Raw genomic sequence first — 21017 nt, forward strand, 5'->3', positions numbered from 1 at the left:
TTAATGCGCCGCATCGTAGCATTCTGCTCGATAGTTGAATCCGGCAACGTCAACCGCATCGAGATACCCACTAACCGCTGCCAAAGATGGACGAACGCTTCCGCAGGTTACCGGACGTGAGGTATCGACTTCCTTCACCCACGCTGACAACTGTTTCGCAATTTTGGCGAGTGGATCGTCACCACCGGAAACTTGATCGAAAACCGGTTTCACAATCGATGGATCAAAGACGGGAACAGTTTTGCTTTCAAGGGATTCCGGATTCAGCATCGTGAACGCTTTCGAATAGGCCGGGAAGGTCCACTCAATTTCGTTACCGATGCTCCACATGATCACCGACGGATGGTTGAAGTCTCGTCGAATCAAGTCCTTCAAATCACGCTCTGCCCAACGTTCAAAAAACTCGCTGTAACCACGCGCCTCGTTGAGGTCTTTCGCACCTTGGTCACCGATATAGCGAAGACTCTTGACCTTGGGCCGATACCACTCGTCGAAGAATTCATCCATGACCAACATTCCCATTTGGTCGCACACGTCCATCAACTCAACCGAATGAGGATTGTGCGACATGCGAATCGCATTCACTCCGATCGACTTCAATTGCCCGACGCGATATTCCCAGACAGACTTTGGCACCGCCGCTCCCAACGCCCCCGCGTCATGATGCAGATTGACGCCTCTAATCTTCATCGGCATTCCGTTGAGTGAAAACCCTTTGTCCGCACCAAACTCGAACGTTCGAATACCGAATTTCGTTTCGACGCGATCGACCACGATGCCGTTTTGCCGAATGGTCGTGATTAACGTTGCCAGGTTTGGTGAATCAACGCTCCATCGAGAGGGATTGAGCACCCTGAGTTGGCTCTCGTACAGCCCGTCTTTCATTTCGGCTTGCACTGACCCCATGATCACGCCGTTCCCATCAACAACACGCGTTGCCACCTTGATGCCGTCGTTTTCGTGGCCGGCGATACTGGCCGGATCATTAGCCTCCTCCTCTCCAACAACCTTCGTCGTGACGAGAATGTCCGCAAAGGAAGATGTGACCTGCGGGGTCGTGATCTGCACTCCCCATTGAGGCACGTGAACCGGCGAAGTCTTGACCAATCGAACGTTTCGGTAGATTCCCGATCCGGTGTACCAACGCGAGTCAACATAGGCAGAGTGATCGACTCTCACGGTGATCCGATTCGGTTCGCTGCCAAAACGCAGGTGTGGGGTGAGGTCATACGAGAAACTGCTATATCCACTCGGACGGAATCCGAGATGGTGTCCGTTGATCCAAACGTCAGACTTGCAATACACCCCATCGAACTCAATCCGAAGGGATCGGCCTCGATCCGATTCCGGCAACGAGAACGCTTTTTGGTACCAACCGATTCCACCCGGAAGAAACCCTGTGCTCGCAGCAGTGTTTTTCTGTCGGTAGGACTCGCGAATGCTCCAATCATGTGGCAGCGTGACAGGCGTCCAATCAATCTCTAGTTGGTCGTCAACAAGAGCAGGTTGGCTGCGGGAATCGTGACGCAGAACATCCGAGTCCGCAGACTCTTGCAAACCAAACTGCCAATCGAAGTTGAAATCTACGACGGTTCGTGGCGAATCTTTCAAGACGCGATCGGCGGCAACACATTCACCGCCTGCACATGAAACGACAACCAGCAATAGCGTTTGGATAGTCTTCATCGTATTGTCTCGTTGTTAGACGCGTGCCAGTTGCGTGAAGAGATTGCCGCCCTCGAAACGTGCCCGACGACCGAGTTGTCGTTCGATGCGTAGAACCTCGTTCCACTTCACCATTCGCTCGCTGCGGGCAAACGAACCGACTTTCAACTGACCGGCATTGGTCGCCACCGCGAGGTGACAAATAAAGGCGTCTTCGGTCTCACCACTGCGTGCCGAAACGATCGGTAACCAGCCCGCCTCTTGCGTCATGCGAATCGCGTCGATTGTCTCGGTCACTGTGCCGATCTGATTCAGTTTGATCAAAACACTGTTGGCGGCTTGGCGACGGATCCCTTCTCGGATACGCGTGAGGTTGGTCGTAAACAGATCATCGCCGACGATCTGGACACGATGTCCTACGGCCCGATTGATCCGATCCCAGCCGCCCCAATCGGTATCCGCAGCGGGATCCTCGATCGAGATGATCGGATACTTTTCGCACCATTCGATTAACAGCGACGTAAACTCCTCAGAAGTGAATCGACGATCTTCGAGGCGAAAGTGGTAAGTCCCCGTCGTTTCGTCATAAAGATCACTGGCCGCGATATCGAGCGAAATCGATGCTTCTTTCCCCGGCGTGTAGCCCGCGCGCACCATCGCTTCGGTCAACACGCCGAACGCAGCTTCGTTGGTTTCGAACTCAGGCCAATAGCCGCCCTCGTCAGCCAAACCGTAATACTTATTTCGCTCACGCATGATATCGCCCGCCGCGTGATACACGTTGAAGGTGATCTCCAGCGTCTCGGCATAGTTCTTTGCTCCGGTCGCAATCACCAGGAAATCTTGAACATCGGTTCGCCAGTTCGCGTGAGCTCCGCCTCCGATTATTTGAATTTCAGGAAGCGGCAACAAACTCCCTTCGGTCCCACCGAGTGACTCGTAGAGTGGCACGCCCTTTTCCGCGGCAGCCGCGTTCGCCACCGCCATCGACACACCTAGAATCGCGTTCGCCCCTAAACACGCTTTGTTCGGTGTCCCGTCGAGTTCGATCATGACGAGATCGATTCCGGATTGATCAAAAACATCATGTCCACATAACGCGGTTGCGATTTTGGAACGAACATTTCCAACGGCTTGGAAGACTGACTTACCGCGAAACAAATGCATGTCACCATCGCGAAGTTCCAAGGCTTCGAATTGCCCGGTCGATGCTCCGCTGGGGACGAGTCCATAACCTTTCGTTCCACTCGCCAACGTGACCTCGACTTCGATGGTCGGATTGCCACGGGAGTCATAGATCTGATAGGCGTCAATCGTTTCAATTTTCATTCATTCATCAATGGTTGAAGAGTTTGGAACCAGTTCTCTGCGATTTGTTTCAAGGGAATGCCGTCACGCAAAATGTGCTCGCGAGTAAACGAGCGAACGAAACTTTGTTGATCGACGTTCAGGTATTCCACCGGACTTTTCCCATCGACGCGTGCGAGCATGAGCATCGGCAACAACGTCGCGGCACGCGTTTCGACCTCGCGGTAATGCTCTGGATTACCGTCGCCGTAGCCCTCTCGCACGGCGGAGATCATTTCCGGCATGGGCAGTTCGACCGGGACGTGGAACAGACTTTTCAGAAACAGATGATTCAGCAAAAACGCGAGATCGAAAGCGGCATCGGCAAAACACGCGACTTCGCAGTCCAGCGGAACCAATCGGCCATCCAGATGCATCATATTCTTGGGACTGTAGTCGCCATGAATCAAACATTGACGGCTCCTTGTCAATCGATCGGCTTCCGCCAGCATTTTCGTTGCCAAATCAGCGTGCTTCTGCGCGGTCCCTCTGAGATAAGGGTCAATCCGGAGCTGATCGAAATTGGGAATCGTGTCAAAGTCCGCTTTGATGCGAGAATCTCCCCAGGTGCGCGAGTGAATTTCACCAACCAGAACGCCAGCTCGGCGCGCTAAGTCGACGTCACAATGTCCCGCTAAGAGATCGTCTTTCCAATTTCGATAACCTTCGAGATACTCCATCGAGAACAATCCCGCCTCGGCATCGCATTGATAGATTTCGGGCATTGCGTCAGGGCGAAAACTCGCGACGTATCGCATGTAGGCTTGTTCGCTTCGATTACGCGACGTATCGGCGAACCAGTCCTGCTGTACCTTCAGTTTGGCCAGCGCTCGTTTAACAACGAATCGTCGATCTCCATCTTCAACAAGATAGATTTCACTGGAAACGCCACCGGTGAGCGGTTTCAGACTCGGCGTCGTGGTTTGCAGGAATCCGCGATCTCGCAACTGTTGCTCAAATGGGGTCGTCATGATGATGCACGCCTGCGATCAGACCGGTTCGGCGGAATCCAAAGTGCGTGGATGCACGTTGTTTGCGATAATTCGAAAGACGACCTGCTTGATCTCATGACGTTCCCCCTAACGCGCGTAGCTGAGTTCGGCGGCGGTCAGTTCGCTATCTCGATCCAAGTCGCGTTTGGGCGCGATGCCGAGTTTTTGCAAATCGCCGTGATAGGCCTTCACGGCTTCTTCGGGTGAGATGTCGCCATCGACAATCGCACGCAGATAGCGAACCATCGTCAGAGGATGTTCGGCATCCTTAATTTTGCGACCATACAGCGCAACACGGGCGCCATACTTCTGAGCCTCGGACAGCTGCTTGAATGCATCGTACGTCGTCCCGCTTCCGCCGCCCAAAATCCCGACGATCAACTCCGAGTCATACGCGGCCAATTCCTCCATCGGCTTCGGACCGAAGTAGGGAATCTTTAGGAACTTGGGCCAGTGATCCCGTGCGACGCCCGCCAAAGCGCGAACGAGTGCGTCGTTCACAAACGAAGGAATGGCCTCCGGGGCGATCCCACAATTTTCCACGTTGGGTGCAAAGACTTCCAGGAAGTACTCGAACCCACACTGAGCCGCTTCGTAACGAAACTCTCGAAACGCCATCAAATTGTTGATATCGGACTCGAGATCATTGTTGAACGTCATCGAGTACAACCCCAAGTTAACAACCGGTTTTTCGGTTGCTGGTGCCGTTAAACTTCCGTACTGAGCTTCGTGCAAGAAACTCGTTCGAAACGGACGTGACGGCTGGTCCCGATAATTCGCCACACGACTGATCCAGACATCCGTGGTGTCGTTGGCACGTATCGCAGGCGTGACGGGGCTGTTATCAAACAAGCGTTCACGGTGCGCGAGCACACTCATCGCTGAGTTGGATGCCAGCAGAATATCGATGTACCCACTGGCTACCATCTCACGCATTTGGTCCATGAACTCCGGTATGGAATAGAACCGTGATTCACTCCGCGGTGGATAGGGCATCCCCGGAGAGGCGATCCCCCACGCCATGTCCGCATCCTTCGCATCCGCGATGATGAAGTCCGTCGCGTCCCGATTGCTGCGCAGGTTATTGAGTTTCTGATCTAACGTTTTCAAGAAGTCGTTCCTCTTAAGAGACGATTGCGTCCGCCGCCCATTCGCGAAGGAACTGAATAAGTTGCGACCATGAGGCACTTTCGGCACGCCGTACGAAGTAACCCGAGCTGGCGTTGCCGAGTCGCAGTCGATCGGCGGGGTTGAGCCCTAACAACAGCCCCGAGAAGAATCCCGCGTTAAAACGATCTCCCGCGCCGACACTGCGTTTCGGTTTGATGCAGTACGGACCGCTTACCGTGGTGACCGTTTCCGTGGTTGCCGTTGTTGCCGAGTCGATGAGATGAATGCTGGTTTCGCTAATCTCCGCCCGCGTCCGGATTTCGTTCGCCAGACGTTCCCAGGATTTCGCGTCACTTCCCGCTTCATCGATCTTGAGTGCTCTCGCGATCTGGTTTGCTTCGTTGCCGTTGACGCTCAACGTGACCCGGCCGATAGATTCAAATCCCATCAAGGCGTCGAGCATCTCAACCAACGCGTCTGCCGTCCGGCTCGCGGGATCCGCGAGATCAAAAAAGAAATGAGGGCGATGCGACATTCCCGCGAGGACTTCCTCCACGAGGAATTTCCAACACTCCGTCATGTAGGGGTAGACCGACCAACTCGTCAGCGCGATCCCCGACGCCTGCTCGCACGCGGTTCGGAATACGCCGTCGGCGATCTGTTCGCGGAGATACGCAGGTGTGAAGTTGGCGAAATGACTGAACGAACAGAACATCAATTTGCCGTCATCAAATTCAGTGACGATCGCGCGTCCAGGGTCCATCCCGAGCGAGTGAACGGTTTTGCATTTGGCAATAAAGTCGGCGAACACTGGATGCGGCGGCTCCCCCACTCCTGAAAATGCAGTCAGCGGAAACCCCAACGTCGCGATGCCGTCGCCCATGTTGACCGTGCAACCGCCCGCGGTCACTTGCTCGCATACGAATTCTCGTAAACCGCTCTGTCCCGTAGCGGCGTTGGCCCACGAACCAAAGTCCGCAATGGTCGGCATCGGTTGATATGACTCCGGCGAGTGCCGTTGTCCAACAATGCGAATCGACTCATCGACGAACGCATCAAATCCCATCACCACCGGCAACCGATCGGTGGTCACCTCCGCTGACAAAAGCCGATCGGCCAATGCGTTGAGTTTATCGGGATGATGGTGGCTCAGCATTTTTAACGACTCAGCCCGTAGTTAGCGTTTGATTGGCGAAGTGGAATTTCCGTTAACCCGCAGAAATGATTCAACATCCGAAGTTCCTCGTGCCAATGGCCGTACCCGACGCTCCAGTGATGGTCGAGGCCGGCGTCAAAAATCGTCCCCATGATCTGTCCGACCGTGGCATCGCCCGTCGGCTTCATCAGTCCATAGGTACCACGGTAATCCAGTTCCGTGTCAACGAACTCTCCCTCGAACGCGAACCAACGACTCGCATCGGGTGCAAGATACCGCATGACTGTGATTGGCCCGTTGGCCAAGAGAAACTCCAGCATCAAACCAACGGCCGTCTCAGGGTCACCATTTTCCAAAATTGAGTGACGCGTCGCGGCGAATTGAGTCCCCGGTTTGAGCAACCGGGTTGGAGACGCACCACAATGCCAAATGCCGAGTCGATCCTGCTTCAATTTCCAAAGCGATAGATCCATCATCGTCGGTACAGCGTTACCGTTGGACAACAACCACAACGCCATCGACGACAGCAACCCGTTCATTTCGCCTTCTTCGGCAACGCAGAAACCATAGTCGTTCATCATCGACACCGAACCATCAATCGCGCAGTGATAACAATCGAACAGTTCAGGCCAACTCTTCACCGTGGCACCGAGATAACCATGCTCCGCCGCGAGATCCAGCATTGCCAAACCGAATCGATAGGTTTGCAAAATCTGCTCGTCAGGCACGCTCACCTTGGCGCAGTCAGGATGCCCGACCATGGCGTCTTTCAGACGAATAACATCGGCATCGGTGAAACGTTTGTTTGCGTGCTGAAAGACGGCTTCCAAATCCATCCGGTCGAAACGACACCCCAGGTTTCGCATGACCGCGAGTTCATCGACTTCGCCGTCATAAAATGCCGTCACACGCGAGCCACCGGCATGCAGAAATTTAGAGTGTCGAAATTTGTCGCGAGCAAACACGGCCCGCGCGAAGCATTGCAACATGCCGTGCGACGACGCATCGGTCTCTTCGTGCAACCAAGCGTAGGGCACCTCCATTTGGGTCCACATTTGCTGCAGGAAATTTTGGCACGTTAGGCTGTTCGCTTCATTCGATGCTCGGTTGCCCGGCTCCGGCCACGCCCACGAAAGCAGCGGGACTTTATGGTCGGTCAACCACCGTCCCAGATGACTTCCGATTTCGCCCGCGGTATAGGCGGCATGGAAGAACACGATTCCGGCCAGACCCTCTCGCAATTCTCCATCGAGCAGCTCACAGAGTGCGTCGGGATCCTCAAATGGCTCCTCGGCACGAACGATTTCAACCGGCAGATCTGCCGTGGCTTCGCACAACGCCGAGTACGCGGCATTGTATCGCTGACAAGCCTTCTCCCACGGAAAATGGATCTTCACCCCACAGGCAACAATCAAAATCCTGCTCGGCGAGAGTGGACGCGGCGGACGCACTATCTCGGACAGCACATCGTTCAGAATGCCTTTTGTCGGCAACGCAAATGTGGAGTTGTTATTCATCCCATCAGGATCCCAGGTCGCCCCCGGCGTCTCTACGCTTTGGCTCACAAAGACCTATACTATCTTCACCAGTTTTCGAAAAAACATGCCCGCAGTGCGTTACCAGAGCAATTCGCATGAAGATGATCTACGAGAAAGTCACCGTCGATGAGCAGGCGTCGTTTCGGTGCTTGGAGTGGATCGACAAGGACTTCGATTGTCCGCACCACTTTCATCCCGAAGTCGAGATCACTCACATCATCGCGAGCAGCGGTGAGCGGCTGGTCGGGGATCAGTTCGATACCTATACCCCCGGTGATCTCGCCATGTTCGGGCCTCTGTTGCCGCATCGTTACAAAAATTGGAAGTGCAAAAAGTCACACTCCCGGGTGGTGCAATTTCGCATCGACGCCCTGGGAGGTGACTTCTTCAATCTCGCGGAATGCCGTTCCATTCGCCAACTGATTCAAGACGCCTCACGCGGCCTGCAATTTTCGGATCCGGTTCGCAAAGAAGGCAGTCGCGTCATGACACGCCTTTTCAAAGCCCCCGTCGGCCCGCAGCGACTCAGTCGCCTGATCGAGCTATTGGACGTTCTCAGCTCCGACACTCAGCGAGAACAAATGGCCAGTCATGATTTTATGACGTCCGAACATGTCGAACAGGACAAGCGACTCGAACGGATTCTCAGTTACATCGACGCTCACTGGCAGGACACGATCCGCCTCGCCGAAATCGCGAAAGTTGCGTGCCTGCATCCTCAATCATTGAGTCGCTATTTTCGAAAACGTCTTGGCAGAACGTTCCAGGAATACGTTATCGAATTACGCCTTAGCCGGGCGGCTCGAGAATTGCTCGAAAGCAAACGCACCGTTTCGGATATCGCCTTCAGTTGCGGTTTTAACAATCTCGCAAATTTCAACCGACTCTTTTTGGCTCGTTACGAAATCTCACCGCGTGACTACCGATCGAAATAGCGTTTTGGACGCATCAGTAAACGCCACGAATGTGATCGTGGATCGATGACGCGTAGATCGAGGCGAGTTCGCGGTGCATTGAATCAGGGAGCGCGTCAAGATCCGAGACCGATGCATTGTCGACGACGTGCTCCGGACGAGAGGCTCCGGTAATCACAGTGGTAACGGCCTCGTGGTCCAGTATCCAACGCTGCGCGAACTGTGCCATCGAGAGGTGTGTTGGCACGAGCGGGCGAATTTGCACAACCAGTTCGAGCCCCTTCTCAAACGGCAGGCCCGCGAACGTCTCGCCCACATTAAAGGCGTCGCCATTACGATTGTAATTTCGATGATCGTTTTCTGCGAATTGGGTTTGGGCATCAAATTTCCCCGCCAACATTCCGCTCGCCAGTGGCAGACGAACGATCACGCCGACACCACGACTCTGACATTCCCCGAACAACGACTCCAGTGGTTTCTGGCGAAATAGATTGAAGATGACCTGCAGCGAGGTGAGCCCCGGTTGTTTGACGACCAGCGCGGCTTCAGCCATCGACTCGACACTCGCTCCAAAATTACGAATTACCCCTTGCCGCTGAAACTCGCGAAGCCATTCAAAAATTTCACCGTCCGCCATGACATCGGTCGGGACGCAGTGCAACTGAACGAGGTCCAGCTCATCAACGCCCAATCGTTTCGTGCAATCCGTGATGTGTTGACGCAGAAGTGGTTGCGTGTAGGGACCGGGATAGTTTTGCCGCCCCACCTTTGTCGCGACAAAAACCGTGGAACGACTCTGCCGTAGGAATTTTCCGATCAGATGCTCGGATCGTCCTGCCCCGTAGACATCAGCGGTATCAAAGAAATTGACTCCATGTTCGCCCGCATTTTCCAGAATTTTAAGTGCGTCATGTTCGTCCACCGTCCCCCAGTCGGCCCCTAATTGCCAACACCCCAATCCGATTTCAGATACGGCCACGTTGCTGTTGCCGAGAGTGCGGTACTTCATTGATTTTATCTTTCGTTGTGAGTGCTGGTGGCCTGGATTGAAGAGTAATACTCTCGACTTGCCGTTTGGAGACCATCTTAACGGAATCAGTTTGCTCGCTTAGACTCCGCAACTGGAACATCTCGCAGGCATCGCGACAGCTTTCGTCGTTTGTGAACGCAGGCGGGATTCCGATCTGCCTTCCATCGTTGGTTTCAGTGATCGACTACATCAAACTGCATTTCGTCATCTTATTGTGGGGATTTACCGCGGTCCTCGGAAACCTGATCGACCTCAGCCCGACGCAATTGGTTTTCGTGCGCAGCCTGTTGTCCACACTAATTTTGGTGGCCGTTTTACGATCGCGTTTGAAAATCGACACGAAGGTTGCGGCAATGTTGTTGGGCAATGGATTCCTGTTGGGACTTCACTGGATCCTATTCTTTGTCGCCGTCAAGATTGCATCGGTTTCCGTCTGCATGATCGGCATGGCGACGGTTTCGTTTTGGACTGCGGTTCTGGAACCAATGATGGTTTCGCGAGTCCGATTCAACGCGTTGAACTTGATACTCGGCGTCGTTGCTGCAGGCGGTGTCGGGATTATCTACTACAGCCAAGCTCATTTTCAAACCGGCGTGATCGTCGCGGTTGTGGCGGCAGTCCTGGCGTGTTTGTTTTCGATCTTCAATGGACAACTGTTTCATCGTGCGCCGCCCATTGTCATTGTTACTTATCAAATGGCGGGATCGGCCATGTTTTGCGCCGCAGCACTTTTGTGCTTCGGGTCATCTGAACTCGGGCCTACGCTGAACCCGTGGATTCCCCCGGTTTCGCAGTGGGGATGGATGATAATCTTGGTACTGGCCTGCACGATCTACGCTTATCACGTGTACGTGCGTCTGCTCGAGCGACTGAGTGTCTTCACGATCAATTTTGCGAACAACCTCGAACCGGTCTACGGAATCGCATTGGGTTCGCTGCTCTTCCACGATCATCGTGACGTCAGTTTCAGTTTTTACCTTGGCGCCGCGATCATCCTTGCTTCGGTTCTGATCCAACCGTGGTTGAGCGAGGCGAGGATCTCGCCACAAGGTACCGAACCGCTGACCTGAATTCGGCGAACGGCATTTCAAAACCAACAGACCGTTGCTCAGCAGCCAATGTTCGTCGCCGCCCCGTTTGAGGCGGCTTACGCAAGTGACGAGTCGGCATTTGCAAACGGGCGTGCCCCGCCGTGTGCGTCTTCCCATTTGGCATGACACGTCGACTATGATGCGTGCAAAAATCCCCATGCCTCCAAACCAATTTTCCCTCATGAAATATCGGTATGTGATCTTAGCGTTAGGTTGCCTCGTCCTTGCGGCGGTTTCTGCGACGGCGGCCCCCAGCAACGTCGTGTTTCTCATCGCCGACGACATTTCTCAGGAAGACCTCGGATGTTACGGACACCCGAGTGTGCAGACTCCCAACATCGACGCGTTAGCTGCCCAAGGCCTGCGTTTTGACAACGCCTACCTGACGACGAGCAGTTGCAGTCCGAGTCGTTGCAGCATCATCACCGGGCGATACCCTCACAACACCGGCGCACCGGAATTGCATACCGAGTTGCCCGCAGGCTCTGTGCTATTTCCCGAGTTGTTGAAAAACGCGGGGTATTACACCGTCTTGTCGGGCAAGCATCACATGGGCAATCACGCGAACGTCGCCTTCACCAAAATCTCCAAAGGCAAAGGTCCCGGCAAGGAAGAAGATTGGGTCGAACTACTGCGTGACCGCCCGAAAGACAAACCATTCTTCTGCTGGTTTGCCTCCACGGACGCACACCGTGCTTGGTCGATCAACGAGGACGCACCGAAATATGATCCCGCTGACGTTCTGGTCCCGCCTTACCTTGTTGACGGTCCGAAAACGCGCGAGGATCTCGCGAGTTACTATCACGAAGTCAGTCGGTACGACCATTTTGTTGGCGAGGTTGTCGCCGAACTCAAACGCCAGGATATTTTCGAAAACACGCTCATCATCGTCATGGCAGACAATGGACGTCCGTTTCCACGCTGCAAAACCCGATTGTACGACAGCGGAATTAAAACGCCTTTTGTCGTTCACGATCCGCGGCGATCCGAACCGGCAGTCGTAAAGAGTCTGATCAGTTCCATCGACGTTGCGGCGACGATTCTTGAATTCGCAGGCGTCGAAAAGGCCCCGCGAATTCAGGGTGTTAGCTTTTCGAAAATCTTGAAGGATCCGAAGGCCAGTATTCGTGACATGGTCTTCGCCGAACATAACTGGCACGTTTACCGCAATCACGAGCGGTCCGTCCGATTCGGCGATTGGCTCTACATCCGCAACAATTTTCCTGACCAGCAAAACCTTTGCGTGGAAGCGTGCATCGGCGGTGCGGGAGAGGAGCTTTGGGCCGCACATAAATCCGGGCAACTGACGGATCCGCAAGCGAACGTTTTTCAAAACCCGTGTCCCGAGGAGGAGCTTTATCACGTTGGACGCGACCCCGACCAGTTGAACAATCTCGCGTCAAATCCCGAGCAAGAGCAGGTTCTTTATCAAGCTCGTGCATTGCTAACACGCTGGACCGAAACGACCGGCGACACCATCCCCACCAACCCGACCCCGCACCGGGATGCCGCTCCCGGAGGTTCGAAGCTGGACCGCAAAGCGTTTCAGCATCTTGAAATGCCCGGTGACGCCACAACGGCCACGGAAATTAACGATCCCGGTCCGATCTCGCTGCCGTGATGTCGTGTTGTACGCGTCTTCACATGATGTACAGACAGGTGTCTCTCGGACAGTAAACGTTCTCTCAGATTTTTTGTCGACGATGTCGATTCGCCTAGATCTGTTTCGACTATCTATAACGCGGCGGGAACTTCCGATCGTCACACATACGAGAGAGAACGATGAAATTTATTTGTATGGGATTCATCGACGAATCCAAACTGCCATTTCTGGCCGAAGACGATGGCCAGCGGATGATGGAAGAATGTTTAGCGTACGACGATGAACTGCGTCGCGGCGGTCATTTTCTTGGTGGCGAAGCCCTCCAGGCGGCACAAAACGCGGTGACGTTGCGGATAAAGAACGGCAGTGTTGAGGTGACCGATGGTCCCTACATTGAATCAAAAGAAATGCTCGGCGGCATCCTGTTGCTCGAAGCCCGCGACCTGAATCACGCGATTTCGTTGATGACCCAGCATCCAGGCGTGAAGATGGGACCTTTCGAAATTCGGCCCGCCGATGAAGAGGTCAACGCGTTGATCGCCGCCCGCGATGCTGCCATGGCAAACGCATCGCACGATGAATGCGACCATTCACTGAAACCTTGCGACGGGAAGCCCGCCGTGGCCACGCGGAAAGAGTGGCAGTCTGCGATAGATTGTTTGCGGGTCAAAGAAAAGGCGGCAACACGAGCTCAAGATGCACTCGCTGCCGAGCGACGTCGGTTACCCATGGTCAAGATCGAAAAGGAATACACGTTCGAAGGCCCCAGCGGAATGGTCAAGCTGATCGATCTGTTCGAAGGCCGTCAGCAGCTCGCCGTTTATCACTTCATGTTCGCCGAAAACGTTTGCGGATGGCCGACGGCAGGTTGCGTCGGATGTTCCACTTTGGTCGACAACCTCGGGCACTCAGCCCACATCAACGCTCGCGGTTTGTCGATCGCGTTGGTTTCACTTGGGCCGCTCGCGAATCTAGAAGCCTACAAGAAACGCATGGGCTGGGCACTGCCGTGGTATTCATCGGCAGGAACCACGTTCAATGAGGATTTTGGCGTGACAACTCTCGAAGGGGAATCGCACGGCCTGAGCATGTTCTTGCGAGACGGCAATGATATCTATCAAACCTACTTCACCGGACAACGTGGTTGTGAAGCGTTCATGACTTCATTCGCGCTGCTCGATCGGGCTCCCTTGGGTAGACAAGAGACGTGGGAAGATTCCCCGCAAGGCTGGCCTCAATCCGATCCCTACGTTTGGTGGCGGCGCAATGACGAGTACGAGGCGCCCATGCTGACACCGTTGCAGAAATGAGTCATCTTTGTTGCGAGAGACGACAGCAACGTAACCGTGCAATCACGTACGCACGCCAAACCGTCCAATGGGCGATTCCCGGTATCCTGTTGTGCGTGATGCCGAAGTGTCCGTTCTGCGTCGCGGCTTACATGACCGTCTTCACGGGGATTGCGTTACCGCTGCCGCTCGCCGGTGGGATTCGAATCGGTCTACTCGCGATTTGCACTGCCTCGCTGTGCTGGTTGACGATCGTGTCTGGCTTGCGACTTCATCGACAGTGGAGGCGTCGACCGAACGACCGCGATCAGCCTTTACCAACAACTGATCGCAGTCTTTTTTAGATAAAACGACTGCGATTGAGCTAGATAACAACCGAACCTTTGAACAAATGGAGAAGTAAATGAAAGTCATGGTAATGGTGAAAGCGACGAAGGATTCCGAAGCGGGCAAATTGCCCAGCGAAAAGTTGCTTACCGAAATGGGGAAGTTCAATGAGCAATTAGTCGATGCCGGAATCATGAAGGCAGGAGAGGGACTCAAGCCGAGTTCGGAGGGTGTCCGCATTCGTTTTGCAGGATCAAACCGAACCGTCACGGATGGGCCGTTTGCCGAGACCAAAGAGTTGGTCGCGGGCTATTGGATTTGGGAGGTCTCATCGATGGAGGAGGCGATTGATTGGGTGAAGCGTTGCCCGAACCCAATGATGGAAGATTCCGAGATCGAAATTCGTCAAATCTATGACATGGCCGGTTTTGCCGAAAGCGATCCGTCCGGCGAAATCGCCAAACACGAACAACGGCTGACCGCCAAACTCGCGACCAAATCGGCGACGGTCCAGTCGTACCTATTTTTCGACGGACGTTGCGAAGAGGCGCTGAACTTTTACGAACACGCAATTGGCGCGACGGTAACGATGAAGATGCGATACAGCGAATCGCCCGAACCGCTTCCCGAAGGGATGGTGCCCAATGGATACGAGAACAAAATCATGCACGCGTCCTTTAACGTCGGCGAAATGTCGCTAATGGCGTGCGATGACTGCACCACAAAGCCCACACACGACGGATTCCGGCTCGCATTGTCTGTCAATACAGTCGCGGATGCGGATTTGGTCTTCGGTCAACTTGCCGAAGGTGGCAAAATCGAGATGCCTCTCTCACAAACGTTTTGGTCGCCTCGATTCGGCATGGTGACGGACCCTTTCGGCGTGGGATGGATGGTGATGGTTGCCGGTGAATGCGAATGACCACGATCCAAAGAGGACGCATTACTTTTGAATCGGGTCGCTCTCTATCCGACGAATATTATGGACGTTTCTCGCTGCCAGAACCTCAAAAAGAATCAGCGAGGTGAAAGAGGAAAAATCCAATAGGTTTGCATAAAACGGTCACTCTTCAGTTAACAAACCACGTGTCTTTTTTCCGCTCAAAGCGGACTGTTTTTTTGGAAAACGATCGCGAAAGGAATTGGAAAATGAAGTACATGCTTCTCATTTACGGAAACGAGGACTGCTGGACCGAGGACGAACGCAAGGAATGCATGCTCGAGTCGATGAAGATCAGTAACGAACTCCAACAAGAGGGAAAGCTGATTTCGTCTGACCCGCTGTACTCCATCACGACGGCAACGAGTGTTCGCGTGCGTGAAGGCAATCGGCAGATCACCGATGGACCGTTCGCGGAAACATCCGAGCAGTTAGGCGGTTACTACTTGATTGACGTCGAAAATCTAGACGAAGCGATCGCGATCGCGAGTCGATTGCCACCGGCGAAACTAGGGACGGTCGAAATCCGGCCGGTCTTTCCGAAGCCCGAATTGCTCGATACTGCAACCGAGAGGAAAGCAAGCGTCTAGCTTTTTTGCGACGCCCTTCCATCCGCCTATTGAATTGCGATGTCGTCACAGATGAACGCTAATGTCGTGGATCAGATCTACCGCAACCAATCGCGACAAGTGTTTGCGACCTTGGTGAGGTTGCTCGGCGATTTCGATTTGGCTGAAGAGGTCATGCACGAAGCGTTCGCGGCCGCCATACAAAAATGGCCGGAGCAGGGAACGCCCGCGAATCCGGTGGCTTGGCTGGTTTCGACCGCACGATTTAAGGCCGTCGACAACATCCGTAGGCGACGACGACTCAGTGATTTGCAACCTGAGTTGGCACGAAGAGTGAGCGAGATCGAAGAGGCCAACGATTCGATCGCTGAGCAAGATATCAAAGACGACCGACTGCGTTTGATCTTCACGTGCTGTCACCCCGCGATCGATCCGCAAGTGCAAGTGCCGCTGACGCTACGTGAAGTTTGCGGACTGACGACGGAGGAAATTGCACGTGCGTTTTTGGTGCCACCATCAACGTTGGCCCAGCGGATTGTGCGTGGGAAATCAAAAATCCGCAACGCAAAAATCCCGTTTTCCATTCCATCGCTCGCAGATCTTCCCGAACGACTCGATTCGGTTCTCTCTGTAATTTACCTGGTCTTTAACGAAGGATACTCTGCATCGAGCGGGGATAGCCTTACACGCGTGGATCTTTCGGATGAAGCGATCCGTCTCGCCCGATTATTGATGGACCTGCTACCGCAGCCCGAAGTCGCGGGATTACTCGCGTTGATGTTGCTGCACGAATCCCGACGCACCGCGCGTACGGATTCGCAAGGTGATATTGTTTTATTGGAAGATCAGGACCGACGTCTTTGGGATCAAACGCTGATCGCCGAAGGAAAAGATCTGATCGAACGATCATTGCTAACACGGCGTATCGGCGTTTACACGATTCAAGCTGCAATCTCAGCGGTTCATGCGGACGCGAAATCGGCGAACGAAACCGATTGGGAACAAATCGTGGCACTTTACGATGTGCTGTTGAAGGCAGCCCCTTCCCCCATTGTGAAACTGAATCGAGCAGTCGCGGTCGCCATGCGTGATGGCGTGGAGGTCGGGTTGGCGATCATTGATGAGTTGATGGAACGAGGCCAGATCACCGACTACCACCTTGCTCATTCGGCGCGGGGCGAATTACTGCGACGCCTGGGCCGAACCGACGACGCATTGCAGTCATTCGAGCAAGCGTTGAGCCTCGCCAAACTGCAACCTGAACGGCGATTCCTTCGTAAGAAACTGGACGCACTCCGAGCGAACTTGTAATCTCGCAAGCTCCTGATCGCGGGTATCGCTGGCAATCAGGCTAGGATGCCTTTGACAACACTTGCCGGTTCGACGCCGGTCAGTTTGAAGTCGAGCCCTTGATGACGATGTGTGAATCGCTCGTGATCGATTCCGCATAGATGCAAAAGCGTGGCTTGCAAATCGCGGACATGAACGGGATCTTCGGCCACGTGGAACGCGAATTCGTCGCTGCTGCCGTACACCGTCCCTGGTTTCACGCCACCGCCTGCCATCCAAATCGTGAAGGCTCGCGGATGGTGATCGCGACCGTGTGCATTTGGATTGTTAATGTCGCCTTGGACAAATGGTGTGCGTCCGAATTCACCACCCCAAATCACCAACGTGTCATCGAGCATGCCCCGAGCTTTCAAGTCCTTGACCAACGCCGCGCTCGGCGCGTCGGTGTCTTCGCATTGAACAGGCAGTTGCTTGGGGAGGTTTCCATGTTGGTCCCAACCGGCGTGCATGAGTTGGATATAACGTGTGCCCCGCTCGGCCAATCGGCGTGCCATCAGGCAGTTGTATGCGTAACTGCCTTTGCGATGCACGTCGGGTCCGTACATCTCCAGCACGCTCTGCGGTTCATCTGAAAAATTGGTGAGTTCAGGAACGCTGGCCTGCATCTGAAACGCCATTTCATATTGCGATACACGCGTTTCGATCTCAGGATCGGAATACCGCTGGTGTGCGAAATGATTCATTTCAGCGAGCCCATCGAGCATTTCGCGGCGAGCTTCGCGTGAGACGCCGTCCGGGTTGCTCAGATACAAAACCGGATCGCCGGCCCCTCGAAAGGGAACACCTTGATATTTCCCGGGCAGGAATCCGGCTCCCCAGTAATAGTCAAAGAACAATTGGCCGCACGATCCCTGCTGATCTTGGGAAGTCATCACGACAAAGGAGGGCAAGTCATCAGCCATCGATCCGAGCCCGTACGTCAACCACGCACCGATGCTAGGCCGCCCGGGTAGATTGTTTCCGGTCAGCATTTGCGTCATTGCCGGCGCGTGGTTGATCTGTTCTCCATGAACGCTGCGGATGAAACAAAGATCATCAACTATCTCTGCCGTGCGCGGCAGTAAATCGCTGACCCACATGCCTGACTCGCCACGGCGACTACCGCCCCACGCGGCGGCTAGGCAGGGTTTGGACTTTTGCCCCGCCGTCATCGTGGTTTGACGCAATCCCTGAAGAACACTGGCGGGCAATTCCTCGCCCTGCATCTTTCGCAACGTTTCTTTGTCGTCGAAAAGGTCGACGTGCGAAGGGCCTCCCGATTGCATCATGTAGATGACACGTTTGGCTTTGGGTGGGAAGTGTGGAAGAGACGATGTTTCGGCCGCCAGCAAATTCTGGAACGCCGGCATCCCGATGGACAGAGAGAGGCTACCGAGGAACGTTCGTCTGTTGAGCGAAAGTGGGTTCATCGTGAATGCGTTTCCATTTCGGTGGGTCGAATGTTGTCGGGATATCGAAAGCACTGCGCGTGCAACACAGTCAAGTGCCGCGCACTATTTACACAACGTCTCGTCTAAATTCAGAACGAGGAGGCAGATTGTCGTCCAGGCGGCGTGTTCGGGAGCAGAAAGGTCTTCCGTGACCGGTGCTTCACCGATCGATAGCAATTTAGACGCTTCGTCGGGGCAGGCTTCGAAGCGATGGCGAGCCTTTTCGAGTGAACCGCGTAGTGACGCGAGTTCATCCGGTTCGAGCGGTCTGGCCGTCGCGGCGAAAAACAACTGCGAAAGTCGTTCGGTTTCACCTTCGATCGTTGCCAGAGACGAGGCCCACACCCGAGCAGCCTCGACGTAGGTGGTGTCGTTCAGCGTCGTCAACGCGTGCAAGGGTGTGCTGGTGCGGGTCAGCGTCACCAAACAGGATTGCCGACTCGGCACATCGAAGAAATTCGCCGGAGCCACGACCCTTCGCCAGACGGTGTACAAACTACGGCGATACAGATCTTCGCCCTCGTCTTGCATGTAATGATTTTTGTTGAGACTCATCGCTTCCCAGATGCCACCGGGTTGATACGGAGCGACCGGTGGGCCTCCGATTTTCGTGTTCAACAATCCTGACAACGACAACGCTTGATCACGCAGTAGTCTCGAATCCAATCGTAGTCGCGATCCACGGGCGAGCCATTCGTTGTGCGGATCTTTTGCGATGACCTCCTCGTCGACCATTGCGGATTGACGATAGGTGCGAGACAACACGATTCCTTTCAACAACGCTTTGACATCCCACCCGCTTTCGCGGAACTCGACGGCGAGCCAATCGAGCAAATCGGGGTGTGTCGGCAATGCTCCCTGCAGCCCGAAATCGTCCGGAGTCGAGACCAACCCGCGACCGAACATCAGTTGCCAATAGCGATTGACCGTGACTCGTGATGTCAGGGGGTTTTCGGACGAAACCAACCATTGGGCCAAGTCGAGACGCGTGGGGCGTTGCAAGTTTTCGTCGACGCTCAGCGGGGGCAGGAAATCGGGCGTGGTCGGAGAGACTTGTTCTCCTGGGGTTTCGTAGTTCCCACGTAAGAGAACAAATGTCTCACGCGGTTGATCATCTCGCATGACCATTACGAGCGGTATTTTTTCCTGTAGAAGACTCTCCCTAGCCACCTCAGCCGAGATTTCATCCTGTATTGACTTCCATGGTTCGACGCATTTTAAGAACGTTTCGATCAGTTGTTTGAAACCACCGTCCTTGGGGTTGTCGAGATCGGCGTTGTGCACGAAGCGAGCGACATATTCGGATGGCTTAATCCGCTCGGCACCGAGCACGGGGTCGTCGCGGATTTCTTGAACCCATGTACGGGCCTCCACAACGTATTCATCTCGTCTCGTCTCGAGTTGTTTCCTAGCTGCGGCGACCTTCGCTCCTGCATCTGCGAGTTGCTGTTTGTGTTCGTCACTACCGACGGAGATGTAGGGTTTGTCAACGGCGTACTTCACTCCGAACGGGCGGTCGGGACGCTTCACGTTCATCTGTTTGCTCGTCATCCCTGATTCGCTAATTTGGTTGAAGAACGAGAGCAGCGAGTAGTAGTCGGTTTGTTTTAGCGGATCAAATTTATGATCGTGACATTGGCAACAGCCGACGGTCAGACCGAGCCATGCGGTCCCGGTTGTTTCGACCCGATCAAAATTATTCTTAGCTCGATTCTCCTCTGGAATGGATCCGCCTTCGGCTTGAATCATATGATTACGATTGAACGCGGTCGCGATCAATTGATCTTCGGTGGGATCCTCTAATAGATCGCCTGCAAGTTGTTCGATTGTGAATTCATCAAAGGGTTTGTTCTTGTTAAACGCATCGATCACCCAGTCACGCCACGGCCAGTTCATGCGGTAGGCATCGTTTTGGAATCCGTTGGTATCTGCGAACCGAGCCACGTCGAGCCAATCGATTGCCATTCGCTCGCCGAACATTGGCGAGGCAAGCAAGCGATCAACTGCATCGGAGTACGCTGCATCACCGTGCTCTTCGACGGCTTTGCGGAACAACCTGAGTTCATTCACGGTGGGAGGAACGCCGAGCAGATCGAAAGTCACACGACGAAGCCACTTTGCGGGCGATGCCGGTGCGGCAAATCGAAACCCTTTTGTGGCGAGTTTCCTGGCGACGAAATCGTCGATTGCGTCGGATGTGTTGGTCGCGTCGGTGTCCGGTCGTACGGGAGCCACGAATGCCCAATGGGGCTCGTACTCCGCGCCCTGTTCGATCCAGCGTCGAATCAGAGCGACTTCGTCGTCGGTAATCGGCGACTTATGTGCCGATGGAGGAGGCATCACTTCATCGGGGTCATCGCTCGTGATTCGGAGCATCAGATCTGAATCGTCCGGTGAGTCAACGTCCCAAACATGTTCGGCTTCCTCGCGGAGATCCAAACGCAGCCCGGCTTCACGGTGTGACTCATCGAACCCGTGACAGTAGTAACAGCGATCCGACAAAAGAGGGCGGATGTCACGGTTGAAGGACACGTCCTCTGCCGCAGCTACGGAGAGGAAGGTGACGACGAAGAACGGGACGCAGGCGTTGAGGTGGTGATTCTTCATGCCCGCCAGCTTACAGGAAGAATCAAACGCAGCAATTTACGAATGTTCGTAACAAATGC

The 21017-nt window shown here is 54.3% G+C and carries 17 protein-coding genes; 8 read left to right on the forward strand and 9 right to left on the reverse strand.

The window, feature by feature from the left end:
• The 6 genes from FHS27_RS31080 to FHS27_RS12065 all read right to left on the reverse strand — a co-directional run bounded on the left by FHS27_RS31080 (window position 1) and on the right by FHS27_RS12065 (window position 7787).
• Window positions 1-1686 carry a sugar-binding domain-containing protein gene (locus FHS27_RS31080; RefSeq protein ID WP_246419625.1) on the reverse strand — a complete coding sequence of 562 codons (1686 nt, stop codon included), beginning with the start codon at window positions 1684-1686 and terminating at the stop codon, window positions 1-3.
• A gap of 15 nt (window positions 1687-1701) precedes the next feature.
• Window positions 1702-2994 carry a phosphopyruvate hydratase gene (gene eno / locus FHS27_RS12045; protein WP_184305179.1) on the reverse strand — a complete coding sequence of 431 codons (1293 nt, stop codon included), beginning with the start codon at window positions 2992-2994 and terminating at the stop codon, window positions 1702-1704.
• Window positions 2991-3983 carry a phosphotransferase family protein gene (locus FHS27_RS12050; protein WP_184305180.1) on the reverse strand — a complete coding sequence of 331 codons (993 nt, stop codon included), beginning with the start codon at window positions 3981-3983 and terminating at the stop codon, window positions 2991-2993. Before FHS27_RS12050 ends, eno begins: the two co-directional genes overlap by 4 nt.
• A 108-nt stretch (window positions 3984-4091) precedes the next feature.
• A complete protein-coding gene (locus FHS27_RS12055; RefSeq protein ID WP_184305181.1) occupies window positions 4092-5114 on the reverse strand; it encodes a hypothetical protein in 1023 nt (340 codons plus the stop codon).
• 13 nt (window positions 5115-5127) lie between these two features.
• Window positions 5128-6270, reverse strand: a complete 1143-nt coding sequence (locus FHS27_RS12060; protein WP_184305182.1) for a PfkB family carbohydrate kinase — start codon at window positions 6268-6270, stop codon at window positions 5128-5130.
• Window positions 6271-6272: 2 nt separating this feature from the next.
• Entirely contained in the window at window positions 6273-7787 is a 1515-nt protein-coding gene (locus FHS27_RS12065) for an L-fucose/L-arabinose isomerase family protein (RefSeq protein WP_246419628.1), read from the reverse strand.
• A 116-nt stretch (window positions 7788-7903) separates the two neighbouring features.
• Here FHS27_RS12065 and FHS27_RS12070 point away from each other — a divergent pair, with 116 nt between their 5' ends.
• Entirely contained in the window at window positions 7904-8743 is an 840-nt protein-coding gene (locus tag FHS27_RS12070; RefSeq protein ID WP_184305183.1) for a helix-turn-helix domain-containing protein, read from the forward strand.
• A 13-nt stretch (window positions 8744-8756) separates the two neighbouring features.
• Here FHS27_RS12070 and FHS27_RS12075 read toward each other — a convergent pair whose 3' ends face one another.
• On the reverse strand, window positions 8757-9731 hold the full coding sequence (locus tag FHS27_RS12075) for an aldo/keto reductase (protein WP_184305184.1): 975 nt from the start codon (window positions 9729-9731) through the stop codon (window positions 8757-8759).
• Between the two features lie 197 nt (window positions 9732-9928).
• On the opposite strand from FHS27_RS12075, the gene FHS27_RS12080 reads away from it, so the two are divergent.
• The 7 genes from FHS27_RS12080 to FHS27_RS12110 all read left to right on the forward strand — a co-directional run bounded on the left by FHS27_RS12080 (window position 9929) and on the right by FHS27_RS12110 (window position 16882).
• Complete coding sequence (locus tag FHS27_RS12080) at window positions 9929-10822, forward strand: DMT family transporter (protein ID WP_315854536.1); 894 nt, start codon at window positions 9929-9931, stop codon at window positions 10820-10822.
• A gap of 202 nt (window positions 10823-11024) precedes the next feature.
• Window positions 11025-12464 (forward strand): sulfatase family protein, encoded by a 1440-nt coding sequence (locus tag FHS27_RS12085; protein ID WP_184305185.1) that lies wholly within the window; start codon window positions 11025-11027, stop codon window positions 12462-12464.
• Between the two features lie 161 nt (window positions 12465-12625).
• On the forward strand, window positions 12626-13756 hold the full coding sequence (locus tag FHS27_RS12090; protein ID WP_246419632.1) for a DUF899 family protein: 1131 nt from the start codon (window positions 12626-12628) through the stop codon (window positions 13754-13756).
• Window positions 13753-14079: a hypothetical protein gene (locus tag FHS27_RS12095; RefSeq protein WP_184305186.1), complete on the forward strand. Its 327-nt coding sequence runs from the start codon at window positions 13753-13755 to the stop codon at window positions 14077-14079. Before FHS27_RS12090 ends, FHS27_RS12095 begins: the two co-directional genes overlap by 4 nt.
• 59 nt (window positions 14080-14138) lie before the next feature.
• Window positions 14139-14984, forward strand: coding sequence for a YciI family protein (locus tag FHS27_RS12100; RefSeq protein ID WP_184305187.1), 846 nt, complete (start codon window positions 14139-14141; stop codon window positions 14982-14984).
• Between the two features lie 227 nt (window positions 14985-15211).
• Window positions 15212-15592 carry a YciI family protein gene (locus FHS27_RS12105; RefSeq protein WP_184305188.1) on the forward strand — a complete coding sequence of 127 codons (381 nt, stop codon included), beginning with the start codon at window positions 15212-15214 and terminating at the stop codon, window positions 15590-15592.
• Between the two features lie 51 nt (window positions 15593-15643).
• Window positions 15644-16882 (forward strand): RNA polymerase sigma factor, encoded by a 1239-nt coding sequence (locus FHS27_RS12110; protein WP_246419635.1) that lies wholly within the window; start codon window positions 15644-15646, stop codon window positions 16880-16882.
• A gap of 35 nt (window positions 16883-16917) precedes the next feature.
• Here the strand turns inward: FHS27_RS12110 and FHS27_RS12115 are convergent, their stop codons facing one another.
• The gene (locus tag FHS27_RS12115) at window positions 16918-18330 is read right to left on the reverse strand and encodes a DUF1501 domain-containing protein (protein WP_184305190.1); all 1413 of its coding nucleotides are present in this window, start codon (window positions 18328-18330) and stop codon (window positions 16918-16920) included.
• Between the two features lie 84 nt (window positions 18331-18414).
• On the reverse strand, window positions 18415-20958 hold the full coding sequence (locus FHS27_RS12120; protein WP_184305191.1) for a PSD1 and planctomycete cytochrome C domain-containing protein: 2544 nt from the start codon (window positions 20956-20958) through the stop codon (window positions 18415-18417).
• Window positions 20959-21017: the final 59 nt, after the last annotated feature.

This window comes from Aporhodopirellula rubra (assembly GCF_014192335.1).
Taxonomy (GTDB): domain Bacteria; phylum Planctomycetota; class Planctomycetia; order Pirellulales; family Pirellulaceae; genus Rhodopirellula; species Rhodopirellula rubra.

Excerpts from the sequence above, each read along its gene's own strand:
- FHS27_RS12060 (WP_184305182.1), bottom strand. The coding sequence starts at position 6,270 with ATGCTGAGCCACCATCATCCCGATAAACTCAACGCATTGGCCGATCGG.
- FHS27_RS12065 (WP_246419628.1), bottom strand. The coding sequence starts at position 7,787 with ATGAATAACAACTCCACATTTGCGTTGCCGACAAAAGGCATTCTGAAC.
- FHS27_RS31080 (WP_246419625.1), bottom strand. The coding sequence starts at position 1,686 with ATGAAGACTATCCAAACGCTATTGCTGGTTGTCGTTTCATGTGCAGGC.
- FHS27_RS12110 (WP_246419635.1), top strand. The coding sequence starts at position 15,644 with ATGAACGCTAATGTCGTGGATCAGATCTACCGCAACCAATCGCGACAA.
- eno (WP_184305179.1), bottom strand. The coding sequence starts at position 2,994 with ATGAAAATTGAAACGATTGACGCCTATCAGATCTATGACTCCCGTGGC.
- FHS27_RS12075 (WP_184305184.1), bottom strand. The coding sequence starts at position 9,731 with ATGAAGTACCGCACTCTCGGCAACAGCAACGTGGCCGTATCTGAAATC.
- FHS27_RS12120 (WP_184305191.1), bottom strand. The coding sequence starts at position 20,958 with ATGAAGAATCACCACCTCAACGCCTGCGTCCCGTTCTTCGTCGTCACC.
- FHS27_RS12050 (WP_184305180.1), bottom strand. The coding sequence starts at position 3,983 with ATGACGACCCCATTTGAGCAACAGTTGCGAGATCGCGGATTCCTGCAA.
- FHS27_RS12095 (WP_184305186.1), top strand. The coding sequence starts at position 13,753 with ATGAGTCATCTTTGTTGCGAGAGACGACAGCAACGTAACCGTGCAATC.
- FHS27_RS12105 (WP_184305188.1), top strand. The coding sequence starts at position 15,212 with ATGAAGTACATGCTTCTCATTTACGGAAACGAGGACTGCTGGACCGAG.
- FHS27_RS12090 (WP_246419632.1), top strand. The coding sequence starts at position 12,626 with ATGAAATTTATTTGTATGGGATTCATCGACGAATCCAAACTGCCATTT.
- FHS27_RS12100 (WP_184305187.1), top strand. The coding sequence starts at position 14,139 with ATGAAAGTCATGGTAATGGTGAAAGCGACGAAGGATTCCGAAGCGGGC.
- FHS27_RS12070 (WP_184305183.1), top strand. The coding sequence starts at position 7,904 with ATGAAGATGATCTACGAGAAAGTCACCGTCGATGAGCAGGCGTCGTTT.
- FHS27_RS12085 (WP_184305185.1), top strand. The coding sequence starts at position 11,025 with ATGAAATATCGGTATGTGATCTTAGCGTTAGGTTGCCTCGTCCTTGCG.
- FHS27_RS12115 (WP_184305190.1), bottom strand. The coding sequence starts at position 18,330 with ATGAACCCACTTTCGCTCAACAGACGAACGTTCCTCGGTAGCCTCTCT.